This window comes from Streptomyces sp. NPDC006510 (genome assembly GCF_040611955.1).
In the GTDB taxonomy this organism is placed as follows: domain Bacteria; phylum Actinomycetota; class Actinomycetes; order Streptomycetales; family Streptomycetaceae; genus Streptomyces.
This window is the reverse complement of the sequence record NZ_JBEXPH010000016.1, coordinates 63,261-76,474: the sequence shown is the minus strand read 5'-3', so window position 1 is coordinate 76,474 and position 13,214 is coordinate 63,261. Positions and strand designations below refer to the sequence as shown.

General features: G+C 72.6%; 9 protein-coding genes. 5 read left to right on the top strand and 4 right to left on the bottom strand.

The features are described from left to right. From ABZY11_RS08170 to ABZY11_RS08150, 5 genes are all read left to right on the top strand, one after another. The coding region (locus ABZY11_RS08170) for an ABC transporter permease (RefSeq protein ID WP_356478342.1) at positions 1 to 1,985 on the top strand (1,985 nt) is incomplete at its 5' end. Position 1,986: 1 nt separating this feature from the next. Further along, positions 1,987 to 4,785, top strand: a complete 2,799-nt coding sequence (locus ABZY11_RS08165) for an FtsX-like permease family protein (RefSeq protein ID WP_356478341.1) — start codon at positions 1,987 to 1,989, stop codon at positions 4,783 to 4,785. Next, positions 4,782 to 5,750, top strand: coding sequence for an ATP-binding cassette domain-containing protein (locus tag ABZY11_RS08160; RefSeq protein WP_356478340.1), 969 nt, complete (start codon positions 4,782 to 4,784; stop codon positions 5,748 to 5,750). The genes ABZY11_RS08165 and ABZY11_RS08160 overlap by 4 nt, the downstream gene beginning before the upstream one ends. Before the next feature lie 113 nt (positions 5,751 to 5,863). Continuing rightward, the gene (locus tag ABZY11_RS08155) at positions 5,864 to 7,414 is read left to right on the top strand and encodes an alpha/beta hydrolase (RefSeq protein WP_356478339.1); all 1,551 of its coding nucleotides are present in this window, start codon (positions 5,864 to 5,866) and stop codon (positions 7,412 to 7,414) included. Beyond that, the gene (locus ABZY11_RS08150) at positions 7,411 to 8,607 is read left to right on the top strand and encodes a serine hydrolase domain-containing protein (protein ID WP_356478338.1); all 1,197 of its coding nucleotides are present in this window, start codon (positions 7,411 to 7,413) and stop codon (positions 8,605 to 8,607) included. Before ABZY11_RS08155 ends, ABZY11_RS08150 begins: the two co-directional genes overlap by 4 nt. Positions 8,608 to 8,621: 14 nt before the next feature. Here the strand turns inward: ABZY11_RS08150 and ABZY11_RS08145 are convergent, their stop codons facing one another. From ABZY11_RS08145 to ABZY11_RS08130, 4 genes are all read right to left on the bottom strand, one after another. Beyond that, entirely contained in the window at positions 8,622 to 9,302 is a 681-nt protein-coding gene (locus ABZY11_RS08145; protein ID WP_356478337.1) for a hypothetical protein, read from the bottom strand. Beyond that, complete coding sequence (locus ABZY11_RS08140) at positions 9,299 to 9,721, bottom strand: thioesterase family protein (RefSeq protein ID WP_356478336.1); 423 nt, start codon at positions 9,719 to 9,721, stop codon at positions 9,299 to 9,301. Before ABZY11_RS08140 ends, ABZY11_RS08145 begins: the two co-directional genes overlap by 4 nt. A 5-nt stretch (positions 9,722 to 9,726) precedes the next feature. Next, positions 9,727 to 11,391, bottom strand: coding sequence for an energy-dependent translational throttle protein EttA (gene ettA / locus ABZY11_RS08135; RefSeq protein ID WP_356478335.1), 1,665 nt, complete (start codon positions 11,389 to 11,391; stop codon positions 9,727 to 9,729). A gap of 245 nt (positions 11,392 to 11,636) precedes the next feature. Further along, complete coding sequence (locus ABZY11_RS08130; protein WP_356478334.1) at positions 11,637 to 13,082, bottom strand: LAETG motif-containing sortase-dependent surface protein; 1,446 nt, start codon at positions 13,080 to 13,082, stop codon at positions 11,637 to 11,639. Between the last annotated feature and the right edge of the window lie 132 nt (positions 13,083 to 13,214).

Here is a 13,214-nt window from a genome sequence, read left to right as displayed (position 1 = left end):
GCCTGCTGGCGATCGCGGCGGTGGCGTACTGGCAACTCGACCGCCGGGCCACGGGTGTCGGCGGCGGTGTGCTGAGCGGGGACCGGCAGGGCCGGCTCGGCGTCGATCCGCTGCTGGTCGCCGCCCCCGCGTTGCTGCTGCTCGCGGGCACCGTACTGACGCTGCGGCTGCTGCCGCCCGCGGCCCGGCTCGCGGAACGCGCCGCGGCGGGCGGCCGGGGGCTGATCGCGGCCCTGGCCGGCTGGCAGTTCAGCCGGCGCCCGCTGCGCAATGCCGGACCCGTGCTGCTGCTGGTCCTGGCGGTGGCGATGGGCATGCTGGCCATCGGGCAGCGCGCGTCCTGGGACCGTTCGCAGGGCGACCAGGCGGACTTCAGGGCCGGTGCGTCGCTGCGCGTGCTGACCGGTGCCGACGACGATCCGGCGAAGTCGGGCGGGTACACACGGCTGCCGGGCGTACGGGACGCCGCGCCCGCCTTCCGTACGACCACGGAGCTCTCGGGCAACCGCACCGCCTCGGTCCTCGCCCTGGACACCGCGCACGCCTCCGAGCGGATGCTGATCCGCGGCGATCTCGCCGACCGTCCGCGCGAGCGGCTGTTCGCCCCGATCGCCCCGCCGAAGACGGCGCGGGCCGGGCTGGTGCTGCCGGAGAACAGCGAGCGGCTCCGGTTCGACGTGCGGATCACGGCGGTCGGGGCGCACGCACGGCGGGGCGACGATCCGGTCCTCGCCGTGCTGCTGGAGGACCGTTACGGCCTGCCCTACCGGGTGTCGGCCGGAGCCGTGCCCACCGACGGCAAGGCGCATCCGTTCGCCTTCGCGGTGGCGGCCGCGGGCGACCTGGCCGTGACCGGATTCGAGCTGAACGGCAACCGGCCGACCGGACCGGGCGAGTCGTACCGGCTCGGCGTCGGCGCCCTGAGGACCGTGACGGCCGACGGCACCGAGCGGGCGGTCCCGGTCCCCGAAGGGTTCCGCTGGAACGCCGAGTTGACCGGCACCGGATCCGGTGCCGAGGCGGTGCCCGGCGATCCGGTGGACGCGACGGCCTCCGCGAAGAGCCCGCTGGCCTTCGGGTACGACACCGGCTCCGCCCCGAACATGTGGCAGTACACGCCCGCCTTCTCCGTACGGGCCACCGCGCCGCGCCCGGAGGCGCCGATGCCGAAGGCCATCGTCACCGACGCGTATCTGGAGGCCGCCGGAGCGAAGAAGGGACAGAGCGTCGATGTCACGCTGGCCGGCGAGACGGTCCGGGTGAAGATCGTGGACTCGGTGCGCCGGCTGCCGACCACCGGCCCCGGATCGGGCGACTCCGTCCCCGGGACCGACGGGGACCGCGACGGCGGAGCGCTGCTGCTCGATTTCCGGGCCGTCGGCCAGGTCCTGACACAGCGCCCGAACTCCGCGCTCACCGCCAACGAGTGGTGGCTGAGCGCCGCCCCCGGACAGGCCGCGAAGGCTGCCGCCGAGCTGCGTGCGCGGCCCGACACCGATCCGGCACAGGTCCTGGTGCGGGACGAGATCGCACGGGAACTGGTCGGCGATCCGCTGGGCGCCGGACCGCAGTCCGCGCTGCCCGCGGTGGCGGTGGTCGCCGCGGCGCTGGCCGCGGTCGGCTTCGCGGTGAGCGCCGTCGGCGCACAGCGGGAAAGGGCCGCCGAGTTCGCCGTCCTGCGGGCGCTGGGCACCCCGCGCCGACGGCTGACCAGGCTGATCGCCGCCGAGCAGAGCGTGCTGATCGCGATCGCGCTGCTGGTCGGGACCGTGCTCGGGGCGGTGCTGAACCGTGCCGTCGTACCGCTCGTCGTACTGACCGGGCAGGCCACCGCGCCGGTGCCCGGGGTGCTGGTGCAACTGCCGGCCGGGCAGATCGCGGCGTTGCTGGCAGGCGTCGCCGCGCTGCCGCTGGTGACCGTCGTGTCCCTCGCTCTGCGCGGCGCCGACCCCGCGGCCTCGCTGCGTGTCCAGGGGGACAACTGACATGACTCCGCGTTCCGTCCGAGATCGCAGCACCCCCGCCGCCGGTGCGCCCTGGGTCCGTACCCGGCTGCGCACCGCTCCCGGCACGTCCTGGGCGCTGGGGCTGCTGGTGCTGCTGACGTCGTTCCTCGCGGCCGTCTTCCCGCGCGCCGTCGAGCATTACGAGAACGAGGGGCTGCGCCATGACATCGCCGCCGCGGACCCCCGGCACAGTGTTCTGGAGCTGAACAGTCCGCAGCCCGAGCTGCAACTCCCCCCGGCGGAACGCGAGGCGGCCGTGCGCGAGGCGGCGCTGGCGTCCGTCCACCGCAAGGTGCGGTCCGCGCTGCCCGCCGAGGTGCTGCCCGGCAGCGCCGATTCCGCGTACGGCTTCCGCACCGGCAAGCCGATCCCCGCCGCGGACGGCTGGCTGCCGAGGCCGGACCGCGTCGACCCCCAGCTGAGTTACTCCACCCTCTCCGCCCTCCCGGACCACGCCACCCTGCGCGCCGGGAAGTGGCCCGCCGTCCGCGGCGAGGTCTCCGAGAACACCTCCGAGGTGGAGGGCGCGGTCACCGAGGAGACGGCGAAGGTCCTGCGGGCCGAGCCCGGTGCGGTCATCTCCGTACCGACCCAGAGCGGGAAGGTTCTGACCGTACGGATCACCGGCATCGTCGCCCCGGAGCGTCCCGGGTCCGCCTACTGGTCGACCCAGCCGCTGCTCCGGACCCCGGCGCTGGTCCCCGAACCGAATCTGTACCCCCCGCGTTACCACTGGACCGCGGCCGTCCTGCTGCCGCCGGACGCCGCGCCCGCGCTGCTCGCCACGACGGGCGAGCCGGAGATGTTCTGGCGGTTCGCGCCGGACCCCTCCGGCCTCACCTCCTCCGACTCGGCGGGCCTGCGCGCGTCGATCGCCTCGCTGGAGGGCGGCCCCGGCCTGGTGCGGATGCGCGCGGTGGCCGGTTCCAACGCCACCTTCGCGACCGACCTGGACAAGATCCTCACCGGGTACGACACCCTGCGCACGGCGATCGGCCCGGTCGTCACGGTCGCCGCCGTGGGCATCGGGACGGTTGCCGCCGTCGTGCTGCTGATGACCGTCGGGCTGATCGGCGGGCGGCGCCGCGCCGAACTGGCGCTGCTGCGGGCGCGCGGCGGGTCGCTGCGCGGCATCGGCGGCCGGCTGTTCGCCGAGGCGGTGGTGATCGCGGTGCCCGCGGCGGCGCTGGGGCTGCTGATCGCCGTGCCGTTCTTCGACGGGGCCCGGCTGTGGCCCTCCGTCATCGGGCCGGCCGCCGTCGCCGCGCTGGTCTGCGTCGCCCTGCCGCTGGGTGCGGTGCTGCCGCACCGCAGGCCGCAACTGCCCGGTGCCCGCGACGACCTGATGGACGCCCGTCCGTCGCGGCGGCGCACGGTCGCCGAACTCACCGCGCTGGTGCTGGCCGTCGGCGCGGTCGGCGGCCTGCGCCGACGCGGTACGAGCGGCGAGGGCGGCAACGACCTGCTGGTCAGCGCCGCCCCCGTACTCGTCGGGCTGATCGCCGCGCTGGTCCTGGTGCGGCTCCTGCCGCTACCACTGCGTCTGGCCTCCCGTGCCGTCGCCCGGCGGCGCGGTGCGGTCGGCTTCCTGTCGCTGGCCCGCGCCGGGCGGAGCTCGGCGGGCGGCGCGCTGCCGCTGCTGGCGCTGCTGCTCGCGCTGACCACGGCGGCGTTCGGCGGCTCGGTGCTCGCGGGTGTCGCGGACGCGCGGGACCGGGCGGCCCTGCACACGGTCGGCGCGGACGCCCGGATCAGCGGCGTGCTCGACTCCGTGCCGCTGCCGGACCGTCTGATCCGTGAGGTACGGGCGGCGGACGGCGTACGGGAGGTGGCGGCGGTCCAGGTCGTGTACGGCGTGCCGCTGCCCGCCGACCCGGCCGGGAACAGCCGTATGAAGAACGCCGCCGTGCTGGGGGTCGACCCGGCGGCGTACGCCCGGCTGGCCCGGTCGACGGGCCTCGGCCCGTTCCCCGCCGACCGGTTGAGGACCGCGGGAAGCACGACGGCGAAGGACGGGGTGCTGCCCGTGATCGCGTCGCCGTCCGTCGCCGCGGAGCTCGGTGACCGACCGCGCGAGCTGTCCACGGCGGCCGGGGACATCAGGGTGCGCGTGGCGGGCGTCGTCCCGCGCACCGTCGCCGTCCCCGACAGCGACTTCCTGATCGTCGACGCCGCCTCGCTGCCCCGCAAGCAGACCACCACCCTGCTGGTCACCGGCGGCTCCCCGGACGCGAAGGCACTGCGGGCGGCGGCACGGCACGCGGGCGAGGGCCTCTCCGTACGGCTGCGCTCCGAGGAACGCGAGGCGTTCGTCGACACCCCCATGCAGCAGGGCGCCTGGGGGATCTACGCGGCGGCGATCGTGGCCGGTGCGGGCTACGCCCTGCTCGCCGTCCTGCTGTCGCTGCTGCGGACCGCGCCGGAGCGCGTGGCCCTGCTGGCCCGGCTGCGGACCATGGGCCTCACCTCCCGGCAGGGCAGACGGCTGCTCGGCCTCGAAGCGCTGCCGCAGGCGCTGCCGGCGGCCGTCGGCGGGGTGCTCGTCGGCTGGGCGACGATCGTGCTGCTGGCACCGGGCGTCGATCTGGTGGGCCTCGCGCTCTCCGCCGGACCCGGCCCCGCCGTACTCGACACCGCTCCGTTGCGGGCCGACCCGTGGTCGCTGACACTCCCGGCGCTCGGCGTGGTCGTCCTCACCGCCGCGGTGGCCGCCGTCCAGGCCCGGTGGGCCGGCCGCCGCGGACCGAACACCGAACTCAGGGCAGGAGACCCCCGATGACCTCGCCGTCGGCCGACACCACACTCGCCGAGCTCGAACAGCGCGCCGCCGCGCGCCGCGACCGGCCCTCGTACGGGCACGACGCGCTGATCGCCTGCGACCGGCTGGTCCGCATCTTCTCCGCGGACGGGGTGGAGGTGCAGGCCCTCCAGGGTCTGGATCTCCTGGTCACCGAGGGCGAGTTGATGGCTCTGGTCGGCGCGTCCGGCAGCGGCAAGTCGACCCTGATGAACATCCTGGCGGGCCTCGATGTGCCGACAGCCGGGTCGGCGAAGGTCGCGGGCTGCGATCTGCTGTCGATGGGGCCGAAGGAACGGCTCCGCTACCGGCGGGACGTCGTCGGGTTCGTCTGGCAGCAGACCGCCCGCAATCTGCTCCCGTACCTCACCGCCGTCCAGAACGTCACCCTGCCGATGCAGCTGCGCGGCCGGGGGCGGATCCGGGGTGCCGAACGGGCCGCCCGCGCCGAGTCGCTGCTCCGGATCCTGGAGGTGGCGGACTGCCGCGACCGGCGCCCGCAGCAGCTCTCCGGCGGCCAGCAGCAGCGGGTGGCGATCGCGGTCGCGCTCGCCAACAACCCGTCGGTGCTGCTCGCCGACGAACCGACCGGCGAGCTCGACTCGGCCACCGGCGAGCAGGTCTTCGCGGCGTTCCGTCGCGCCAACGAGGAGCTCGGCACCACGATCGTGATCGTCACGCACGACCAGGCGGTGGCCGACGAGGTCCGCCGCACGGTCGCCATCCGGGACGGCCGTACCTCCTCCGAGGTGCTGCGCCGCACCGAGGTCGACGCGGCTACGGGCCTGGAGTCCCAGGTGGCCCGCGAGTACGCGATGCTCGACCGCGCGGGCCGGCTGCAACTGCCCGCCGACTACACGGAGGCGCTCGGGATGGAGCACCGGGTGATGCTGGAGCTGGAGCACGATCACATCGGGGTCTGGCCGGACGACCAGCCGCGCCCGTAACGGGTTTTGGTGGTGCTGGCCCCAGGTCGCTTCGGCCGGGTGGCCCGATGTTCTCGCACCGCGTACGCCCCTAGCGTCGTGCGGGAAGTCATCCACCTGATCCGAGGAGCACGATGCGCGTCGCCCCACTGCTCACCGCCGGCATCGGCCTGACCGGCTTACTCGCGGTCGGTGTGCCCGCGTCGGCCACCCCCGCCGCCCCCGCAGCGCCCGCCCACCAGCGGCTCGTCTGGGGCCCCTGCTCGCCGCAGCAGCAAGAGCTGAACGAGGCGGGCGCGCGGTGCGCGAAGGTGACCGTTCCCCTCGACTACTCCGATCCCGGCGGCCCGACGATCCGGATCGCGGTCTCCCGCATCAAGGCCGACGCGAAGCACGGCAAGCGGCGAGGCATCCTGCTGTCGAATCCGGGCGGTCCGGGCGGCACCGGACTCGCCAACACCCTTTATCTGCGACCCGCGTTGAAGGATGTCGCGGACCGCTACGACCTGATCGGCTTCGACCCCCGTTTCCTCGGCGAGTCCACTCCCATCGCCTGCGACCCCGCCGCCCCGACGCCCACTCCCGGTCCGAACACGACCCGCCGCAAGGACTTCGAACAGTCGGTACGGTCCGCCCGCGACACCGCACGCCGCTGCCGGGAACACGGGGACAATGCACGGCTCCTCCCGCACGCAACGTCCAGGAACGTCGCCCGCGACATGGATACGATCCGCGCGGCGCTGGGCGAGCGCAGGCTGTCGTACTACGGCGTCTCGTACGGTGCCGATCTGGGCGCCGTCTACACCCAGATGTTCCCTCGCCGCGCCGACCGCATCGTCATCGACTCCTCGACCGACCCGACGGCCACCCAGTACGAGCTCTTCCAGCGGGCGGGCAGGCCACTCGAAGAGGCACTGGACGCCTGGGCCGGATGGACCGCACGGCACGACGACACCTACCGGCTCGGCAGGACGCCCGCCCAAGTGCGGTCAACTGTCCAACAGTTGCTCGCCGGAGCCGAGCAGCGCCCGGTCACCGTCTCCGGCATCCGGCTCGACGCGCCGCTGCTGCGGCTGGTGCTGAGGCAGCTCATCCAGCACGAGGAGTACGACCCGGCGCTCGCCGGTACGGTGCGCGACCTGACCGATGCCGCCGCGGGCAGGCCGGTCGAGCCCGGTCCGGAGCTCGCCGCCATGCTCGAACTGCTCGCGTCGCCCGAGCTGGCGGACAGCATGCTGGGCGGGGCCCTCTTCATGTGCGGCGACAACGGCTGGCCGGCCGGTGGCTGGCCGAAGAACCCGGAGACGTACTGGAAGAACATGGAGCGCAGCCGCGCCACCCAGCCCGTCTTCGGCCCGATCGTCAACAGCATGATGGCCCCGTGCGCGTTCTGGACGAGCACATCCCGTGAGCCCGCCACGGTGATCGGCAACGACGTACCCGTGCTGATGCTCCAGGCCCGGCGCGACAACAACGTCCCCTACGAAGGGGCATTGGCTCTGCACCACCGGCTGACCGGTTCACGGCTGGTGACGGCGGACATCCGCTCGCACGGGGTGTACGGGCGCGGACTCGACGGCCTCACCCCCGTCCCCTGCGCCGACGGAGTCGTCAACGACTATCTGCGCGACGGCACACTGCCCGGCGCCGACCTGACCTGCCCCCGCACCGGGGAGGACCGGTGATCAGCAGACGTACGGGCCTGGCGGCCACGGCAGCGACCCTGCTCACCGGAGCGTCAGGACCCGCGGCGACGGCCGCCGCACCCCACCGCGTCCCCGGGCTCCGCGGCCGTCTCCAGAGCGATGTTGACGCAATCCTGGCCACCGGCGCCACCGGCGTACTGGCCGAGGTGCAGAGCGCCCACGACCGGACGACGGCCCGTGCCGGAACCTCCGGTCTGCGGGCCCCGCACCACCCGGTCCCCCGGGACGCCTACTACCGGATCGGCAGCGACACCAAGACCTTCACGGCCACGCTCGCCCTCCAACTGGCGGGCGAGGGGCGGCTCGCGCTCACGGACACCGTCGAGCGGTGGCTGCCCGGCGCCGTGCGGGGCAACGGCAACGACGGCCGCAGGATCACGGTCGCCAATCTGCTGCGCCAGACCAGCGGGCTGAACGACTATCTCGCCGTCTCACCGGACTCGGCCGATGCGTTCACTCCGGACGGCTACCGCCGATCGCGGTTTCGCACCACGGCCCCCGAGGACCAGCTGAAGGCGGCTCTGAGCCGGCCACCGCTTTGGGTGCCGAACGCCGAGCACCCCGCCCGGGAACGGCGCTGGGGCTACTCCAACACCAACTACGTGGTGGCGGGCCTGATCATCGAGCAGGTGACCGGCAACTCCTGGGCGCAGGAGATCCACGACCGGATCATCGAACCCCTGGGCCTGCGCCACACGTTCACGCCGGGAACCTCGCCGTACGTGCCCCACCCCACAGCCACCGCGTACACCTGGTTCCCCGGCTGCGCCCGGCCGACCGACACGACGCTGGCCACCGGCGGCGGGGCGGACGGCTCCGTCATCAGCACCACCCACGACCACGGTGTCTTCCTGCGCGCCCTGATGAGCGGCCACCTGCTGCGCCCGGCCCAGCTGGCCGCGATGAAGGAGACGGTCGTGGCCGAGGACTGGAGTGCGGCGCCGGGGGTCCGTTACGGACTGGGCATCGCCTGGCGCCCGGTGGCGGGGAGCAGCGGCGGGATCTGGTTCCATGGCGGAACCCATCTGGGGACCGTCTCCGAGAGCGGGGTGACGCCGGACGGTGCGCGGGCCGCGACCAGCGCCACGTTCACCCTGCGGATGGGCGACCCGGCACAGGACGCCCAGGACCTGGCCGCGCTCCGGCTGGTGGACAGGGCCCTGTCCGGTTAGGTCGGGTCGGTCGCTCAGCCCGTTCCCACCGTCACCGCGAGCGTGCCGAGCCCGCTGCCCGTACCGCGCAGGGCGATCGAGCCGAACGGGGTGCGCAGCCGCAGCCAGGCCCCTGCCGCGAGCAGGGCGATCGGGAAGTCCGGTGCCGGGCGGAGGAAGCCGAGGGACTGGGCGGCGTGCACGGCCCGCAGCGGAAGTTCGGTACCGGCGACCGTGCGCGACCAGATCTCGCGACCGATCAGGTCCCGCTCCGCCCGGGTGCGGCGGTGCTCGGGCAGGGCCTCGTCGCGGGAGCGGAACTCCGCCACCGCGGCGGTGACCGCTGTGCGCAGGGAGACCGGGTCGGGCAGGCCCGGCAGTTCGTGCCAGCCGCCGCGCGGCGGGAGGACGCCCGTCCACGGCGGACCGGTGACGGGTGCCGGAACCGCACCGGCGCCGGTGGACTCCCCGAGGGATTCGAGGAGTTCACCGGCGGACACGGTGATGTCGAAGTCGTCCGGGACGGCCAGCCGGGCCGCCCGGATCGCCAGGACCTCGAACGACGGCGGCCTGCCGAACACCGCCAGCGCGCCGCCGCCCGCCTGCATCCGCACGGCGGCGGCCCGGTCGTAGTGGAGCAGCCGGCCGAGGAAGGCCGCGAGATCCGCGGCCTCCCTCGTGTCGGCGAACTCCAGCGACCGTACGGGCACCGTCATGCTGCGGCCGGCTCCTCGGCCAGGTACTGCTGGAGGTAGAGCTTCTCCTCGGCGGAGATCCGCCGGGGCCGCTCCTCGGCCAGGTCGTACGGCACCACGACGGTCGAGGCCCGTACGTACACCTGGTCCGGGTCCTTGATCTCGTACGCGATCGTCAGCGACGCCGCGCCGATCTTCGTGACCCACGACTCGACGGTCACCGGCTCGTGCCGGTGGACCAGCGGCCGTACGTAGTCGATCTCGTGCCGGGCCACCACGGAGCCGCCCGCGAAGGACGGCGAACCGTCCCCCGGCGCCAGCCGGAACATGAAGTCGATACGCGCCTCCTCCAGGTAACGGAGGAAGACCACGTTGTTCACATGGCCGAAGGCATCCATGTCAGACCAGCGCAGCGGGCAGTTGTAGATGTGACGAGCCAAGACGATCAGCCTCGCGTGAGCTTCTTGTACGTGGCACGGTGCGGGCGGGCCGCGTCCGCACCGAGGCGCTCGACCTTGTTCTTCTCGTACGACTCGAAGTTGCCCTCGAACCAGTACCACCTGGAGTCGCCCTCGTACGCCAGGATGTGCGTGGCGACGCGGTCCAGGAACCAGCGGTCGTGGGAGATGACCACTGCGGCGCCCGGGAACTCCAGGAGGGCGTTCTCCAGCGAGGAAAGGGTCTCGACGTCGAGGTCGTTGGTGGGCTCGTCGAGGAGCAGCAGGTTGCCGCCCTCCTTGAGCGTCAGCGCCAGGTTGAGGCGGTTGCGCTCACCACCGGACAGGACGCCGGCCGGCTTCTGCTGGTCCGGGCCCTTGAAGCCGAACGCGGAGACATAGGCCCGCGAGGGCATCTCGACCTGGCCGACGTTGATGTAGTCCAGCTCGTCCGAGACGACGGCCCAGAGGGTCTTCTTCGGGTCGATGTTGGCGCGGGACTGGTCGACGTAGGAGATCTTGACCGTGTCGCCGACCTTGATGGAGCCGGTGTCCGGGGTCTCCAGGCCCTGGATCATCTTGAACAGCGTGGTCTTGCCCGCGCCGTTCGGACCGATGACGCCGACGATGCCGTTGCGCGGCAGCGTGAACGACAGGTCGTCGATGAGGACCTTGTCGCCGAAGGCCTTCGAGAGGTTCTCGACCTCGACGACGATGGAACCGAGCCGCGGGCCCGGCGGGATCTGGATCTCCTCGAAGTCCAGCTTCCGCATCTTGTCCGCCTCGGCCGCCATCTCCTCGTAACGGGCGAGACGGGCCTTGGACTTGGTCTGCCGGCCCTTGGCGTTGGAGCGGACCCACTCCAGCTCTTCCTTGAGGCGCTTGGCGCGCTTCTCGTCCTTGCGGCCCTCGACCTTGAGGCGGGCGGCCTTCTTGTCGAGGTACGTGGAGTAGTTGCCCTCGTAGGCGATGGCGCGGCCGCGGTCGAGTTCGAGGATCCACTCGGCGACGTTGTTCAGGAAGTACCGGTCGTGCGTGACAGCGATGACGCAGCCCGCGTACTTCGAGAGGTGCTGCTCCAGCCAGTTGACCGACTCGGCGTCGAGGTGGTTGGTGGGCTCGTCGAGGAGCAGCAGGTCGGGGGCCTCGATCAGCAGCTTGCAGAGCGCGACGCGGCGCTTCTCGCCACCGGAGAGGTTGACGACGGGCCAGTCGCCGGGCGGGCAGCCCAGGGCGTCCATGGCCTGCTCCAGCTGGGCGTCGAGGTCCCACGCGTTGGCGTGGTCCAGGTCCTCCTGGAGCTTGCCCATCTCGTCCATGAGCTCGTCGGAGTAGTCGGTCGCCATGAGCTCGGCGACCTCGTTGAACCGCTTGAGCTTGCCCATGATCTCGGCGGCGCCGTCCTGGACGTTCTCCAGGACCGTCTTGGTCTCGTCGAGGTGCGGCTCCTGCATGAGGATGCCGACGCTGAAACCGGGCGACAGGAACGCGTCACCGTTGGAGGGCTGCTCCAGGCCCGCCATGATCTTCAGCACCGTGGACTTACCGGCACCGTTGGGCCCCACGACACCGATCTTCGCACCGGGCAGGAAGTTCAGGGTGACATCATCAAGAATCACCTTGTCGCCGTGCGCCTTGCGCGTCTTGCGCATGGTGTAGATGAACTCAGCCAAGAGAAACCGTCCGGCAATCGATGTGTGGGCAGATACACCCCATCTTGCCTGACGTCCATCCCAGGACGGAAACCCGCCCGGTCCGCGGTACGCCCCGTCCCGGCTCCCGGCGCGGGCCGGGAGCCGGTTTCCGGCGTGCGACGGCCCCGGTACGCGTCGGCGTACCGGGGCCGTCATCAGGCGGACGTGACCGTCCGCCCACCGTTCGTCACTCCGCGGTCAGTGCGTGGAGCGGCGGTGCGGGATCACTGTGCGGAGGGCTGCGTCTTGCGCTTGCGGAGGAGGAAGACCGCGCCGCCGCCGACGACGACGAGGGCGATCGCGACGCCCGCGATGACCGGGGTGGCGCTGGAGCCACCGGTCTCGGCGAGGTCACCCGAGCCACCGGTCGCGCTGCCGCCGGACGTGGCCGGGGTCTTGTCCCCGCCGGTCTGGGTTTCGGTGCCGCCCGTGCCGCTGCCGCTGGTCTTGCAGTCCAGCACGCCCTTGAACGTCTTCGTGAAGCCGGCGGGGCCGGTGATCGTGAAGTCGTACGCCTGGTCCTCGGCGACCGGGACGGTGACCGTCTCGGACTTGCCCGCCTCGATGGTGTGCTTCACACCGGCCAGCTCGAAGGTGTACGCCTCGTCGCCCTTGTTGGTGGCGGTGACGTCCACGCCGCCCTTGGCGCAGTTCTTCTTCGCCGAGACGGCCGGGATCGCGCCCTTCTTGGCCCAGGTCCCGGTGGCGGTCGCGGAGACCGTGGACTCGCTGGAGCCGGCCAGGATCATGGTCTGGCTCTTGGTCACACCGGCGAAGGCCCGGCCGACCGGCACCGAGGTGGTGGCCTGGACCGTCAGCGAAGCGGTGCCGTCGGCGGCGCCCTCCGGTACGTCGAAGTAGAGCTCGGCGCCGTTGGACGCGGCGGTGACGGGCTTGCCGGCCTTGTCGGTGACCTTGACGCCGCTGGCGGCGTCGGCGGGCGGGGTCACGGAGACCTGGCCGGCGTTGGTGCGGACGGTGACCGGGCCGAGCCGCTCACCGGACCGGCCGGAGACCGCGGCCGGGTCCAGGGCGAGGGACGCCTTGGGCTCGGCCTGGTCGACGGCGCTGCGCTCCAGCCAGTCGGCGAGCTTCTCGGCCTGGCTGTCGCTCGCCTCGACGTCGGCGTCGTCCGAGTAGCGCCAGATGGCGACCTGGGTGCCCGCCGCCGCGGTCTTCTCGGTGAGCGGCCCGGTGCCGGCCTCCTTGGCGAGCGCCGCGAGGTCGTCGACCTGCGGGTAGGAGTGCTCCAGGATCCAGCGGATCTTGCCCGCGTTCTTGTTGCTGCCGAGCGAGGTCTGGTTCCAGGGGGTCTCCAGGTACTTCGCCTGGTCCTGGGTGGGGTTGTGGATGTCGATGCAGTACGTCTTGAGCTTGCCGCCGCCGTCGACGGTCATCTCGAAGAGGCCGGCGGGCAGCTCCTGGTTCCTGCCGTCCGCGTGCAGCACGGCGCGGTCGAAGGTCTTCAACCCGTCCAGCACCGCGGCCGCGCCGCCCTGGTGCTGCGGCGCCTCGTCGGCGACCGCGCTGCCCGCGCCGACGAGGGCGCCTGCCATGACCAGACCGGATGCCACCACCGATGCGGCCAGCCGGGCTATGCCGCGCCTCCTTGGAGAATTGGCCGTCGTCTCCAAGGACGACGAAGCGGTCGCTGAAGAAGCAGAAAACACAGAATTCCCCTCCGGGCGGAGCCCTCCGCGCCTGATGCGCGTGTGGGGATTGCCCCGCCAGTCGACTCAAGTGCCCCGTGAGTACTGGGGAATCCTAAGGATGAAGCGATGAACAGTCCCCCGTCGTACCGT